12 protein-coding genes are annotated in these 15734 nt (G+C 46.2%); 1 reads left to right on the top strand and 11 read right to left on the bottom strand.

Translation table 11 applies throughout. The features are described from left to right. Positions 1-79: 79 nt before the first annotated feature. Positions 80-490 (top strand): hypothetical protein, encoded by a 411-nt coding sequence (locus OW491_RS06775; RefSeq protein WP_290035271.1) that lies wholly within the window; start codon positions 80-82, stop codon positions 488-490. A gap of 64 nt (positions 491-554) precedes the next feature. Here OW491_RS06775 and OW491_RS06770 read toward each other — a convergent pair whose 3' ends face one another. The 11 genes from OW491_RS06770 to OW491_RS06720 form a co-directional block, all read right to left on the bottom strand. Continuing rightward, entirely contained in the window at positions 555-3686 is a 3132-nt protein-coding gene (locus OW491_RS06770) for an efflux RND transporter permease subunit (protein ID WP_215151940.1), read from the bottom strand. After that, positions 3683-4921 (bottom strand): efflux RND transporter periplasmic adaptor subunit, encoded by a 1239-nt coding sequence (locus OW491_RS06765; protein ID WP_290035268.1) that lies wholly within the window; start codon positions 4919-4921, stop codon positions 3683-3685. Before OW491_RS06765 ends, OW491_RS06770 begins: the two co-directional genes overlap by 4 nt. Next, entirely contained in the window at positions 4918-6393 is a 1476-nt protein-coding gene (locus OW491_RS06760; RefSeq protein WP_290035266.1) for an efflux transporter outer membrane subunit, read from the bottom strand. Before OW491_RS06760 ends, OW491_RS06765 begins: the two co-directional genes overlap by 4 nt. A 274-nt stretch (positions 6394-6667) precedes the next feature. Beyond that, the gene (locus OW491_RS06755; protein WP_290035265.1) at positions 6668-7087 is read right to left on the bottom strand and encodes a thermonuclease family protein; all 420 of its coding nucleotides are present in this window, start codon (positions 7085-7087) and stop codon (positions 6668-6670) included. A 133-nt stretch (positions 7088-7220) separates the two neighbouring features. Then, positions 7221-8051, bottom strand: a complete 831-nt coding sequence (locus OW491_RS06750; protein WP_290035263.1) for a class II fructose-bisphosphate aldolase — start codon at positions 8049-8051, stop codon at positions 7221-7223. 11 nt (positions 8052-8062) lie between these two features. Next, entirely contained in the window at positions 8063-8908 is an 846-nt protein-coding gene (locus tag OW491_RS06745) for a 5-deoxy-glucuronate isomerase (RefSeq protein WP_075172502.1), read from the bottom strand. Between the two features lie 96 nt (positions 8909-9004). Continuing rightward, a complete protein-coding gene (gene iolC / locus OW491_RS06740) occupies positions 9005-10000 on the bottom strand; it encodes a 5-dehydro-2-deoxygluconokinase (protein WP_290035262.1) in 996 nt (331 codons plus the stop codon). Further along, positions 9993-11171, bottom strand: coding sequence for a Gfo/Idh/MocA family oxidoreductase (locus OW491_RS06735; protein ID WP_075172504.1), 1179 nt, complete (start codon positions 11169-11171; stop codon positions 9993-9995). Before OW491_RS06735 ends, iolC begins: the two co-directional genes overlap by 8 nt. Before the next feature lie 13 nt (positions 11172-11184). Then, positions 11185-13035 (bottom strand): 3D-(3,5/4)-trihydroxycyclohexane-1,2-dione acylhydrolase (decyclizing), encoded by a 1851-nt coding sequence (iolD, locus tag OW491_RS06730; RefSeq protein ID WP_290035260.1) that lies wholly within the window; start codon positions 13033-13035, stop codon positions 11185-11187. A gap of 51 nt (positions 13036-13086) precedes the next feature. Further along, a complete protein-coding gene (locus OW491_RS06725; protein ID WP_212667419.1) occupies positions 13087-14064 on the bottom strand; it encodes an ABC transporter permease in 978 nt (325 codons plus the stop codon). Next, positions 14061-15614, bottom strand: coding sequence for a sugar ABC transporter ATP-binding protein (locus OW491_RS06720; RefSeq protein WP_290035258.1), 1554 nt, complete (start codon positions 15612-15614; stop codon positions 14061-14063). The genes OW491_RS06725 and OW491_RS06720 overlap by 4 nt, the downstream gene beginning before the upstream one ends. Positions 15615-15734: the final 120 nt, after the last annotated feature.

The following is a 15734-nucleotide window of genomic DNA, read 5'->3' as shown; positions in this document are numbered from 1 at the left end:
AATATTAGAAACTAAAACCACTTAAAAGCGTCTTAGTTAACTTACACTAAACTAACCTTTATCGATAAGGAACCCCAGTATGTCGCAAGCAGTATCAACAGAAACCCAAAACAGGCTGCAGTACTCTTTACTCTCATTACGGCTAGGCGTATTTATCGTAATGTTGATGTGGACAATGGATAAATTTATAAACCCAGCCCACTCAGCCAAAGTGTTTGAAGTGTTTTACGGCATTAACTCAAGCACTATGGTTGTCTATGTCATTGGCGCTGTGCAGTTGTTGTTAATACTTGCATTTGTAAGCGGCATACAAAAGCGAATCACTTATGGTTTAATCTTTTTATTACATGGCGCCTCAACGTTGGCGGCTTTTGGAAAATACTTAGATGGCTTTAATAATTTGCTATTTTTTGCAGCATGGCCAATGTGGGCGGCGTGTTTAGCCTTATACCTTTTACGTGATGAAGACGTAAAATTTACGGTGAAGTAACGAGGCATTACACACGGTTAAAAGCCAGTTAGCGCGTGCTGCTGCCTAACTGGCTTTTTTGTGGCTAGCTGCTGACGGTCACTTGCTCTTCTACCGGCTTACGAAAAAAGCGTTTAGCGTCCTCTAACAGCATGATGTTGACAGGAACCATAATCAAAGTAATTAACGTACCAAACAAGATTCCAAAGCCTAAAGATACGGCCATAGGAATTAAGAACTGCGCCTGCACGGCTTTCTCAAACAATAGCGGCATTAGCCCTAAAAATGTCGTCATCGACGTTAGAGCAACAGGACGAAAACGAGCAACGCCAGCCGTTTTCACTGCTTGTTCAACAGCCTCAAAAGCCGACATTGTTATACTCAGCTCCTGCTGACGTCGGTTTGAGTACTCCACTAGCACAAGACTATCATTAACAATAACCCCCACCAGCGCCAACAATCCCAACAAGCTCATAATGGTTAAATCCATCCCCATTAGCCAATGCCCGGCCAAGGCTCCGATAGCGCCAAAAGGGATCACTGACATGACAATTAATGGCTGAGCGTAAGATTTAAAGGGAATAGCCAGCAAGGCATAAATGGCAAAGAACACAAAAACCAACCCAATTATCAGTGACGAGAATGATTCCTGTTGCTCGCGGGCTTCACCTTCCAAGGTATAACTGGAACCTGGATATTGAGATACTAGCCCGTCCATAAATTCAGCTAAGTTACGCTGCAAAACCGTCGTATTAGTTGTCGTTTTATCTAAATCCGCCGTCACACTGACAGTGCGCTGCTGATTAATCCGATAAATAGCTGAAGCCCCACGGGACGGCACAAGATAGGCCACTTCATTGAGCGGCACAAAGCCCGCATCAGTTTCGATTTGTATATTACGTAAGTTACTGATCGCTTGTCGTTCATCTTTAGGCAGACGAACATATACGCTCACTTCATCACTGCCTCGCTGTACACGCTGAACTTCAATGCCAAAGAAATTTTGACGCACTTGGCGAATGATATCGCCGCGCGTAAGCCCCAGCGCGTATGCTTGTTGAGTCAACTCTACTTGTAGTTCTTCCTTACCATCTGAGAGGTTGTCAACTATTTCAAATAGCGTGGGGTAGGTTTTTAAGTGAGCTTTTACCTGATCAGCCATGGCCGATAAATCAGCCACATTGCTAGAGCTCATGCGGATGTCAACAGGGTCGCCTCCGCGACCAAGCTCCGCTCTATAAGTTAAAGATTCAGCCCCTGGGACTGTTCCTATCATTTGCCGCCATTCTTGCACTAAACGTGTCGTGGTCAATGCCGGATCACGATCCTCTGCTGGTGTTAGTTCAAAACGCACCATGCCGTTTTCAGCACTGCCACCACGTCCACTCGCTGAAAATATATTTTGTACGACACTTTCACCTGTTTCTTCATCACTGTAATCCGCTTTTAATTTACGGGCCGCTTCTACCATTTTAACCACGACACGGTCAGTCACTTCAAAAGGAGTCCCCGCCGGCATTGTGAGTGTAGCGACTGCCGTGTCACTTTGAACACGCGGGAAAAAAACAAAGCGAGTCCAACCACTAAAAATCATAGCCAGCGATAACATGAGCACAGCAATAAACAACATCAGAGTTGTTAGGCGGTTTTTCAAAGCCACAGCTAACAAGGGCTGATAATAACGGAGAATAAAGGACTCAAACCCGTCCGCAAAGCGGCGCTGAAAACGTGCGAAGCGGCCTTCAGATTGATGTTTACGAATACGTACATGTTTTAAGTGAGCCGGCAGAACCCACTTAGATTCGATTAACGAAAACAACAGAACAGGGATCACAATAAAAGGTAGCTGCGCAAAAATGGGGCCTCGATCCCCTTCCACAAACGCGATCGGTAGAAAGGCCGCTATGGTTGTTAAAATACCAAAGGTGACAGGCACCGAAACTTCCTGTGTACCTCGTATAGCGGCTTCTAGGCCGCTTTCTGACGTTTTTAGGTGCGTATATACATTTTCTCCGGTCACGATGGCATCATCCACAACCAAACCGAGCACCAATATAAAACCAAATAAGGAGATAATATTTAACGTAATACCAAACAAAGGCATCACCAAAAAAGCGCCCATAAAACTAACAGGGATGCCAATAAACACCCAGAAAGCGATGGAGGGCCGCAAGAAAAGCGTGAGCAATAAAAGTACAAGCACCCCACCCTGACATGCGTTAACGATTAGCGTTTCTAATCGGCTTTTAACAATTTCGGAATCATCATCCCAAAACGACATTTTTAAACCGTTGGGTAACAATGCCTGTTGCTCTGCCACATAATCTTTAACTTCATCAGCAACCGTAATCGCACTTTGCTGACCAACTCGGTAAACATCGATCATAGCTGACAAAGAGCCGTTAAACCGGCTGCGCATTGCACTTTCTTCAAAGCCATCATTGACCGTGGCAATGTCGCGTAAATACAGCACACTGCCGTCAGCATTGTTCTTTATGACCATCGATTCAAACTGGTCACGGTTGTACGCTTGGCCTTTAGAGCGTATTAAAATTTCTCCGCCATCCGTATCCAAACTACCCGCAGACAAGTCCAGTGAGCTATTGGCTATTTTATCGGCCACCTCGGACAACGTGAGGTTGTATTCTCGTAAATTATCCTGCGCGATTTCTACGGATATTTCGTAATCTCGCACACCATCCAATTCAACCTGGGTAATACTAGGTAAGCGTAATAGATCATCACGCACTTTTTCGGCATAGGACCTGAGTTCTTTTTCAGTCAGGTTATCCGAAGACAAAGCCACACTGATCACTTCCCGCACCCTTGTGGCTAGCGCGACAACGGGTTTTTCGGCATCATCAGGAAAAGAGTTAATTTCATCTACACGAGCCTTAACATCCGCTAATAGCTCCCGAGCGTCATACCCTTTTTCTGCCTCAATAGTGACGGTAGTCCCCCCTTCAACAGAGCGACTGCTTAATTCTTTAACCCCTTCTAGATCAGATACGGCATCTTCTATACGTGTGGCTAAGCTTAGTTCTGCATCTTCGGGGGTAGCCCCATTGAGACTCACACTTACACTAATGGTATCTGATTCGAAGCTTGGGAATATTTCTAATGGGATACGAAAGTTAAGTGACATTAAGCCCGCTAACACAATCGTTACCATTAACAAATTAGCCGCGACATGGTTGCGCGCAAACCAAGCGATCATTGCGCCTGCCCTCCGGTAGCGGACACCGCACTCCGCGCTTCAGGTCTACCTCCGGTTTTGTTAGGCCGTGCACCTTCCTGTTCTTGTGACCTTAACTGAGCGGGAGTCCCGGATATCACTTGGCCCAATGCCGTCGTCACAATGGTGTCGCCTTCAACCAAACCTGAGGCAATAATAGCTTCTTGTTCATTTTGCCATGCGATACTGACTTCCCGGCGCGTCACTGCATCGTTTTCAAATACATAGACATAGGTACCTTGATAAATAACCCGGTTAGGAATGACGATGGCGCGCTCAAGCGTCTTTCCTTGAATCTTTGCTTGTACATACTGGCCAATTTTTAACGGGGTTTTGTCTTCATTACCTTCGCCGTAGGGATCTGTAATCTGGGCAACCACGTACAATTGGCGGCTATCTTCATCGATTGCACCTTCGGTCATAACAACCTCCCCCTTCCATTCCTCCTTATTGACCAAAGTAGAAATCAAAGTGACGCTCGGTAAATTGTCTGCCACTTTATCGTTAAAACGGTAGCGCTCTGGTAAGTCGATGTAGGCCAAATCTCTGGCTTGTAACGGCAGGCGTACTTCAATTACATCAACAGCATATAAAGTGGCCAATGAGGTACTTGTCGTTATTATTTGCCCTAGCGCTACAGATTTGCTTAATACTCGACCAGCATAAGGCGCACGAATGTGTGTGCGCTCAAGGTTTAATTTAGCTTGAGCAACGGCGGCTTTAGCCGAAGCCACCGTTGCTTCGGCTGCTTTCACTTGAGGCGCCCGCGCCACTAAATCTGGAATTTTTCCACCATTGCCTAAGCGCTTCCAGTCTGCTTTTGCTTGCGCACTGCGTGCTTTTTCTTCACTTAATGTCTGATAGGCTGTCATTAGTGTGGCTTCTTGCGTCGCCAACTCCGCTTGATAATCGCGGTCGTCGATGCGAAGCAGCTCATCACCTTCTTCAAAAAAACCACCGGCTCTAAATGCAGGGTTCACCCAAACAACTTGACCTGAAACTTGAGCCAACAGCTCACCCTCAGTGCGGGGCTGTAGCTTACCGTAGCTATCAATAGTAACGGAGTAAGGCTTAGCGCTTATTGTGTCGACATCAATGCTCAAACTGGCTACCCGTTGCGGTGCTCCTCGCCCAAGCTGTGGTGGATTATTTAAAATAACGTAGCTAGCAACCCCAGCAACAACAATTAATAAAACAGGTATGATACGCCTGATCATGAGTGAGGAATCTCCACTTGCGAAGTGTTAACGGGGGTGTATTCTACGGTCAATGACGGATCAAGCTGGCCACCTAAAGCCACCATCAGATCGACCCGATTCTGTAACAATGCACGCCTTAAAGACAAAATATTGGTCTGTGCATCAAGTGAGCGCCGCTGCGCTTCTAAAACGGTATTGTAGTCCTCAAGCCCTCGCTGGTAGCGCTCAAAAGACAAACTCTCCGCCTGTTTTGCATTGTCCTGTGCCTCTATGTACAGGGTGTATTGCTTACGCAGCGAGCTTTCTGCTGTGAGCGCATTTTCTACTTCAGTGAACGCGGTATAAACCGCATCAAGATAGACCTGCTCTTGCTCTCGGCGTTGAGAGGCTTTAATTGACTGATTCGCTTCACGTTGGCCTGCATCAAAAATGGTAGCCGCTAATGACGCTCCCACACTCCACGCTAGATTACTGCTCACCAAATTCGATAAAGCATCGCTGCTACCACCATAACTGCCCGTCAACGTTAAACTAGGGAAGCGTGCACGGTGAGCTGCAGCAAGTGCTTGATCTGTTGCTAACAAGGTTAACCAATTGGCCTGCAAATCCGGTCTTTGTTTAATAATACTCGCCGGTAAAGGCACATCCGACATCATAGGAATCAACGGTAAAGCTTCGTCCGCACCAATAGCCGCATCAGGGTAGCGCCCAAGCAACTGCTCCAACGAGCGCTGAGTCTCTTTTAACACCTGCTCTTGCTCTGCCAAGGCTGCGACTTGAGCGTTTGCGTCATTTCTAGCTAAATACAAATCCAGTGCTTCATAGAGGCCGTTTAGATAACCTGATTCGATGACTTCCAAATCAGACTGTAGACTTTGTGAGCGCTCTTTATACAAATCGACTAATAACTGAGCTTCTTGAAGCTGAAACCATTGACGGTAAACATCCGCAATCAGCGTTATTTGCTCTTGATTAAAAGTCGCAACCGCCGCTGCATACTCAAGCTGAGCTTGCTTCTGCGAGGCACTGAGCTCCCCCCAAATATCAACTGACCAACTCGCGTTAGCACTTAAAGACACGGTGTTACCACTGTCCTCCACACGATCTATACCTGACGTAAGCCCCACCGTTGGAAAACGATCAGCTTTAGCGATACGCATCGCTAGCTCTGACTGCAGCATTTTCTCCCGGGCCGATGCCAGCGTATGACTATGCGCTAACGCTTCTTGAACTAACGTCAGTAACTGAGGGGTATGCAGCCCAAAGAAATTAGCCATCTGCGCCTCGGCATCAAGACCTTTGGCACTATCGTGTGCATCAAGCTGCATGCCTTGGGCTGAAGACCATTGCTCAGGTGCAATGGCATCAGGCTGAATCGATAAAGGCTGAGGAGCTGCACACCCAACTAGTAGGCTTGCTATTACAGCAGGCCAAACGCGTTTAACCATCGTTAGGCTGGGTTGTTTAAGTAGACAAGGGGGACTTAACACGTAACTAGTTTTCCTTGTTGATACAATATGCTCGCCACGAGCACTCAGGTAGAGGCTCCTAATATCACCTTATTTGATGAAATCTTAAATAAAAAAATGCTTATTTTACATTTCTTTACAAGCGAGATAGAAAATTAGCGGGGATTTATAAGTTATCTGCCAGCCATCAATCTGCTATTGTGCCAGCATCGCGCAACGCACGTAATCAATAAAGCTATGAAGCCGCTCTACAGCGAAGACGCCGAGCGGCCCCGATGTAGACATACGAATTAAGTTATTTTGTAGGCTTCCATGACCACAAAACACGCTGTTCTTCAGGGAGTGACCAAAGCCCTTTCTTAGCTTTACGGGCTTTTTGCTCATCACGATACCAAGCGGCACCAGCATCTGAGGTTGAATCAACCCAAGCACCGCCTTTATTAATCATCCGGCGGCTGGTGTCGTAGCCTTCTTTCCATACAATGCACACCCACTCACCTGATGCATCTTGTGTTGGGCAACGCAATGTCACACGCTCGTTAGTAATCATACTGCCTAGAATTTCTTTAGACATTTCGCCATAAGGCTGGCTCAACTCTGGCGCATCAATATACGCCAAGCGAACATCATATTGGTTCTGTTGTTTATCCGTAACTTTAATAGAGTCGCCATCAACAATAGCGACGACCATAGCGAGTGCAAGCGTGAGTGACATGGATACATAACCTTAAAAAATTTGGCTCAGTTTACTCTGTTTAGTCTTAATAAAAAATATGAGGAAAAATACACCTTGCGTGTTTAACAGCCACAAAAAAAGGGCCCAAAGGCCCTAAAAGAGGATAGTGCTATTATCGCAGTAGCTGAATAATACGTTGCGCTTCAGCTTGGACATACGGCATCGCTTTTTGCATAAAATACAATTTATCAAACTTGTCAGGCTCTTCGTTCATTAGACGCCTCAAATTTGATCCCATCGCCATACGTAGTGAGGTTCCAATGTTAAATTTGGATACTCGTGTTTTTTTAAGTTTTTTAATATCGTCTTCTTTAATACCGGTAGTGCCATGAATCACCAAAGGAACATGCGTGACTTTCTCGGTGATCGCATTGAGCAAAGTGTAATCAATAACCGAATCAGGCGTCGTCAACCGGTGTACGTTTCCGATAGCAATTGCCATCGCATCAAGGTCGCTCTCACTCGCATAGCGGTAAGCATCGTCCGGTGAGGTATTGATCGATTTAATATGATCTCTGCCTTCTTTGTAAGCAACAGAGCCAATCTCCCCTTCTATACTCACCCCTAACGCATGAGCGACCTGAGCTACTTGCTTAGTTCGTTTTATGTTTTCCTCTAGCGGTAATTGTGACCCATCAAACATGACCGACGAAAAGCCATGATGCATCGCTTTATAAACGATCTCTTCTTCGTAGGTATGATCTAAATGCACACAAACCTGGGTGGAACTCGCGTTCGCTAAAGACAACAGCATTTTAGCTAACGCCTCCACCCCCATAAAATCGACCATGTCTTTATTCGCCGCTAAAATTATAGGGCTGTTTAACGACTCAGCCGCTTCTACAATAGCGCGCCCTTCCTCATATCCAAATACGTTACAGCAGGGTATGGCATAATCAGAATTAGCGGCTGCGGGCAAAATATCATTTAGCGTGACTAGCATTCCAACACCCCCTATTTAAATTTTTTAATCATGTCCTTGATACCGGGTATGGTATGAACCTGATACTCATGGTGCGGATCAAAGTGTTGAATAAGTGATTTAGAATGCTCACCCACAATAATGGTGAAGTAGTACATTTCATAACCCGGTGCTGCGACACAGGGGTGATACCCTTTATCGATCGCGATAACACTGCGGTTTTTAATATGATAAACAGGCCCTAAATCATCTTCGTGCTCATACAAAAACTGAGCACCAAAGCCTTGGTCTGGGTTAAACCTAAATTGGTAAACCTCTTCGTATCGTGTTTCATCAGTTCCTCGTTCCGTATCATGCTTGTGGGCGGGGAAACCCGACCAACCACCAGCCCCCACCGTAAACAACTCACTGACTAACAAGCGGCCACGTTTATCAGCATTTTTTTGCCCTAATATATGCTTAATTTTACGATGCGTTTTTGTGTCATCACTACCGTATTGAACTTGATCGCTGTCTTCTGGTTTTACCTCAAACGCTTCTAGTGCCTCTTCATAGCGACCGCCCGCAATCATTACATCCGCATTCTCAGACGTGCAGGTAACCGTTACCGAAGCACCTAAAGGTGCGTACACCGCTGCCGGATTACCATCCCACACGTTTTTGCGCCTCCCGATATCGGTAAAGACCTTATCATCTACGCTGATCGAACAGGTGCCACCCGCTAACACCACGGCTGTTTCATAGCCGTCGAGTTGGTATTGGTACGATTCACCTTTTTCTAAAAACACTTGGTTAAAATAGATAAGCGGCGTTGTGTCGTCGTTTACATCAATAATTGGTTCATTCTTGTTGTCATACGCTGGAATATGTTTGCCCATAATGTGTGTCTCACTCAAAATTTTTATCAATAAAAGCGGGGTGCTGTTAGCCTAATGACTACGTAATACACGACCTGCACCCTGCTCTGGTCAGGATTAAGCCGCTTCACGCACTGCAATAAAGCTCAATAACTCATCCAATGTCGGCATAGCATCTGTACAGGTTTTTCGTGACACATTGATCGCCGCTGAGGCAGAGCCCATCTTCACGCTCTCTTGTAAGTCGTACCCTTGCAGGATTGAGTACATAAAGGCACCAGCAAACGAATCACCGGCTCCAAATGGCTTTTTAACCTCCACGGGGTAAATTCCCTGAGCAAACTTTTGCCCATCTCGGGTATACACAGTGGAGCCAAGCTCACCGGCTTTTATAATGAGTATTTGAGTAGCTCCTTGGAGATAACGCGCAGCGGTTTGATCATCGTCCGATTTAGCGGAATCTCTATCCAAAGCCTCCATCACATCAAACTCTTCGCGATTACCTATCACGACATCCGACATACTCGCAGCCATTTGATAGTACAAAGAGGAGTCTTCTTCTGAGCGCCAAGAATAAGCACGATAGTCAACATCTAGGACAACCAGAGTGCCTGCTTCTCTCGCGTAACGAATCGCCGCTAGCGTAGCCTCGCGAGATGGGCTGGACGATAACGCCGTACCTGAAATCAGCAGGATTTTTGATTGCGCTATGTAAGCCTTATCAATGTGCTCAATTGATAGCGTCAGATCAGCCGCGTTATTGCGGTAGATAACCACCTCACAATTTGAAGCTTTCATCTCGGTAATTGCCAAGCTGGTTCTGGATCCTTTGTTGTCTACCAACATGCCTTGGATATCCACGTTTAAGCGGCGTAAATAGTCGCATACGTAATGCCCTAAACCGTCGTCTGATACGCAACTAATGATTCCGGCTTTAGCCCCCAGTTTAGACAAAGCTACCGCGATATTGGCGGGCGATCCGCCCACATGTTTATCAAAGCTTGATACATTGGTCAGGTCGACGTTCTCTTCGCTGGCATATAAATCAACACCCGCACGTCCTAAACAGATCACATCGAGAGAGCGACTAGTTGGGATAGACAGATTACTCATAGTACTTCACCCACTGAGCATCATTATCAGCAGACTCTACACAGCGTTCGAGTAATCTGACCCCTTCAATACCAGCATCGATACCTGGGAACCAGGTTGCAGCAACGGTAGCTTGATCATCCCTGTTAGCAGCCTTCATAACAGTACCAAATCGGCTGTAAAGGTTGGCCCACGACTCGAAGAAGCCTTCGGCATGGCCTCCACCTATGCGATCGCTACTCACGGCTGAATCGTCGTTATGGAGATAACCCATACCGCGCTCTAACACGCGTGCTGGCTCGCCTTGCACTTCAAAACTTAACTGATTAGGCCGCTCATCCCACCATTCGATGCTTGCTTTTTCGCCGACGATACGTATTTTTTGCTGATGCATAGAGCCGGCATTAACACCGCTTGCCCATAAAGTACCCACTGCGCCATTTGAAAATTGCATCATGACATGAGCGTTGTCTTCTAGAGGCGCTCTTGAGGCAATAAAACTCTGGCGTGTGCAGCACAAACGTTCAACATCCAAGCCAGTCATGAGCTGTGCCATGTAAAAGGCGTGTGTGCCTATATCTCCCAACACGTACGTTGGCCCCGAAACTTCAGGGTTCATGCGCCATTTAGCGCCAGGGTTATCCTTTTCGACTTCTTCACTATGAAAACCATGGGCGAATTGCATGGAGATAACGCGGACCTTGCCAATATCACCGCGCTGTATCATTTCTCGCGCTTGGTGCACCATTTGGAACCCAGTGTACCCATACATAACCCCAAAAATACGGCCATGCTCCTGCGCGATACGTTTTAAATCTTCGGCTTCAGCTACCGTGAAGGTCACAGGCTTTTCACACACTACGTGTAAACCGGATTCTAAAGCCGCTTTCGAAATAGCGTAATGTGTGGAATTAGGCGTTGCGATGGAAACCGCTTGAATACCGTCCTCACGCTTTGCCTCTTCAGCAAACATCGTTTGATAATCGGCATAGCAACGCTCAGGATTAAGCCCCAAGTTTGTCCCAAAATCGCGGCAACGCTCAGCATCAATATCAAATGCTCCGGCAACTAATGTGAAGTGCCCGTCTCTGGTAGCACTGGAGCGATGAGCATAGCCAATTTGGCTGCCACGACCGCCGCCAACCATTGCCCAACGAATAGGTTGTTCAGAACGCATTTCTTCATTAAACATTTTATTATTCTCCTTATACGCCTGGGCGTTGGTGTGCTCGACCTTCGCTAAAGTTAGCAACTGCTTTTTCTACTTTTTCTGTTCGTGCTATTTCTGGTAGACCTACTTCCCACCAGCAATCGCAGCTAGACCATTTGGTTGGATCAATATCAATAACGATAACGGAGGTGCGATCAGCGGCTTTGGCGCGCGCAAATGCCGCATCAAACTCCTGCATGTTGCTAATTTTCTCGCTGATAGCGCCCTGAGCTTCGGCGTGCTTAGCAAAATCGACCCGAGCCAACTCACCATCGGGCCGACGGCAGTCTTCCAAAAGATTGTTAAACGAATCGTTGCCTGTGTTGTTTTGCAACTTGTTGATAACCGCATAGCCAGCGTTATCGCACACAATGACAATCATTTTGTGACCGGTTAACACAGAGCTATAAATGTCAGAATTCAGAATCATGTAGGAGCCGTCGCCCACTAAAACAACAACATCGTTGTCTGGATTAGCAATTTTGGCTCCCCACCCTCCAGCTATTTCGTACCCCATACACGAAAAACCAAACTCAATATCAAACTTGCCTATTTGCTGGCTTTGCCAGTTCATATTGAGCTCCGCAGGCAAGCCCCCTGCGGCGGTTAAAACGGTGTCTCCGGGCTCAACCACACGGTTAACAGCACCAACCACCTGCGCATAGGATGCCATTTCATCGCCCATCACTTTAGCTCTCTGGTGGCATAATGCCTTCCACTCGCTTGCTTGCGACTGCGCGGTAGCCGCCCATTCGGTATCGTTTTTCCAATCGCCTAAAACAGCATCGAGTTGCACCAACGTATCTTTGGCATCCGCCACGACAGGCATGGCTAAATGCTTAATGGCGTCTGTTCGGCCCACATTAATACTGATAATTTTTAGATTAGGGTTTCTAAATACCGACCAAGAGCCTGTCGTAAAATCTTGTAGACGTGTGCCAACCGCCAACACCACATCCGCATGTGCAGCCAGATAGTTTGCCGAATCAGAGCCGGTCGCTCCGATAGGGCCACCATTTAAAGGATGTTCTTGCAGGAGAGAAGCACGACCAGCAATGGTCTCTACGGTTGGAATTTGATGGTTTTCAATAAACGAGGCTAACGCGTCAGTTGCCCGTGAGTAATGAACACCGCCCCCGCTAATCACAAGCGGCTTTTTAGCGGCACGTAAAATGTCAGCGGCAGCTTCCAAATCGCACATTTCGGGTTGAGGACGACGAATACGATGAACCTTCGTTTCAAAAAAACGTGTGGGATAATCGTATGCCATACCTTGAACATCTTGCGGCAAGCCAAGGAAAACTGGGCCACAGTCAGCGGGGTCTAGCAACGTATCTATTGCTAAAGGTAACGTCTGCAATAACTGAGCAGGATGAATCACACGATCCCAATAGCGCGTTACTGCTTTAAAGGTGTCATTGGCTGTAATGGACGGCGCATGAAAATGCTCTGTCTGCTGTAGTACTGGATCGGGTAAACGGCTAGTGTACGCATCACCAGAAAGCATCAATAGTGGCAAGCGATTAGTATGCGCAATACCCGCAGCAGTAACCATGTTAGTGGCACCAGGGCCGATCGATGTAGCCGCAATGCCTATCCGTTGACGATTATTTGCCTTCGCATAAGCTACCGCGGCCATAGCCATGGATTGCTCATTTTGACCTCGCCAGGTCGGTAGCTGATCTTCCACATTTTTAAGCTGCTGCCCTAGACAAGTCACATTCCCATGTCCAAAAATTGCAAATGAACAGCCAAACAGTGGTTGAACTTGCCCATCAATTTCTATGTGCTGGGCCACTAAATATTTTACAAGCGCTTCCGCTACAGTTAGACGGACTGTATTCATAATATTTCTCTTTTTATTCTTAAATGGATAATGAAATTATGAAGCTATTGATTAAGCTTTCTTGCGTTTTTGAGCATCTAATAACACGGCACCGATAATGATCATGCCCTTGATGATTTGCTGCCAGTAAGGGTCTACTCCCAGCATATTTAGGCCTTTATTCATCACGCCGATAATCAATGCACCAACAATACACATAGGAACAGAACCCACACCGCCAGCCAGCGACGTGCCGCCAATTACAGCGGCAGCAATCGCATCCAATTCCCACATGTTGCCGAATGTAGGATTGCCAGCATAAGCTCGTGAGGTCAGCATCGCTCCAGCTAGCCCTGCCAAAGCACCCGCCAACACATAAACTTTAAGTAAGGTAAGCTCAACATTAACGCCGCAGATTCTAGCGGTATTAACGTTGCCACCAATCGCGAAGACATGGCGACCAAAGGTCATGCGGCTCATCATAATGTGACAAACCACAGCCACAATGACATATATAACTACAAGCCCGGGTACCCCAAAAACCGAACCATCACCAATTGAGGTAAAAGCATCAGAGCTTGCATCAATAGGCCGGCCGTTGCTCACTAACTGAGCGACACCGCGCGCCATCGTCATCATGCCGAGCGTGGCGATAAAAGGAGGGATTCGTCCAAAAGCAGTAATCGAACCGTTAATAAGCCCACAAATACTGCCCACAAACATGGCTGCTCCAAAAGCAAAAATAGCCATGCCATAGCCTTCACTACCAGTCACAATAGTAGCCCCAACAACGGAAGCTAACGCCACTACAGCCCCCGAAGATAGATCGATACCGCCAGTGACTATCGCAAAAGTCACACCTATCGCAATAATCCCGAACATGGAAACTTGTTCCAAAATACTGAACACATTGCGTAAGGATGCAAACCCTTCAATTTTTATCGATAAAGCGGCGAACAATAAAACCAGAATAAGCAGCATTCCATACTTATTAAGAATCTCGGTGTAGTGTGTTTTTCGCACTGTTGCAGCCATTGCCTTAACCATCATGCCACTCCTTTAATCTGACATTGAGATGCCATTTCTTGTTCGTGTACCGCTGGCACATCACCACCGGCTGCCATTTCTAGGATCAACTCTTGTGTTGCATTTTCTCGATCAACAATGCCTACCTCTCGTCCCTCCGCCATGACCATTACACGATCGCTTAGCGACAGGAGCTCTAGCATTTCGGAAGAAACGATGATGATGGCTTTACCTAGGCGCGCCAACTCAACAATTAATTTGTAGATCTCGGCTTTGGCACCAATATCGATACCTTTAGTGGGTTCATCTAAAATCAGAATTTCAGGCTCTAACAACAACCAACGAGCAATGAGCACTTTTTGCTGATTCCCGCCCGATAAGTTGCCGATAATGGTATCCACCGTTGGCGTTTTTATACGTAACTGCTGTTTCATCGTGTTAGCCACATCACTGGCTAAGGATTCAGAAATAAGGTGATTTTTTTCGTAAGGGTGCAGTTCAGGCATGATCATGTTGTCGGTAACACTCATGTTTAACATCAAGCCTGTTAATTTCCGGTCTTCTGTTACAAAACCAATGCGATGCTGTATAGCATCGGAAGGTTTACGAATATCAATTTGCTCACCATGCAGATGAATTTCGCCACTTTTAGCCGCTTTATAACCAAAGATGGCTTCAACGACCTCGCTACGACCCGCGCCAACTAGGCCAGCAATACCGAAAATTTCTCCTTTACGAACAGTAAAACTAATATCTTCAAACTTACCAGGTAAACTCAAATGGCGAACGTCCAGCAACGTTTCTCCGATCGTGACATCTTCGCGCTGGAACATTTCGTCCATTTCACGACCAACCATCATATTTATGAGTTCTTCTTTACTAATGTCAGTCGTCTTTTTAGTTCCGATATACTGCCCATCACGAATCACCGATACCTCATCTGATAGCTCAAAAACCTCACCTAACTTGTGAGAGATATAGATAATAGCTATACCGCGCTGCTGTACCTTTTTGACAATTCGATACAACTGATGCACTTCTGATTCAGTTAATGCCGTTGTTGGCTCATCCATAATAATGAGCTTGGCGTTGTAGGAGACAGCCGTAGCAATAGCCAACAATTGCGCTTTAGCGACGGAAACATCCTGCATAAGTGTTTCCACACTCATGGGGATTCCGAGCTCATCTAAAATTTTATTAGTTTGATTATTCATGGCATTTTGATCCATCAAAATGCCTTTCTTAATCTCGCGCCCCAAATAAAAATTAGCAGCAACAGAAAGGTTGGCAGAAGGGCTTATCTCTTGAGGAACCATAGCCAAACCCGACCGGATAGCATCAATGGGGGCTTTTGGAGTAAACGGCTGACCATCAAAGAAAATGTCTCCGCCTGCATCCGGCGTATAAAGCCCATATAGGATTTTCATTAATGTTGATTTGCCTGCGCCATTTTCTCCCATTAGCGCATGTATACTGCCTTTTTTGATTGATAAGTTAACCTGATCCAGCGCTTTAACTCCCGGAAAGGTTTTACTCACATTAATCATTTCTAATATGCAATCTGAGTTATTCATAAGCCTAATTATTTTTATTAATAGCGTTATAAAATAGAAAGGTCGCTTATTGAATACTGCTTATAAAAGGCATTCATTCGTTAAATAAAAATCAATAGCGACCTTGGCGTTTAATGGCAA

The organism is Neptunomonas sp. CHC150 (assembly GCF_030397555.1).
Taxonomy (GTDB): Bacteria; Pseudomonadota; Gammaproteobacteria; order Pseudomonadales; family Balneatricaceae; genus Neptunomonas; species Neptunomonas phycophila.
The sequence above is the reverse complement of the archived record's forward strand: the minus strand, read 5'-3'. Positions and strand labels throughout refer to the sequence as shown.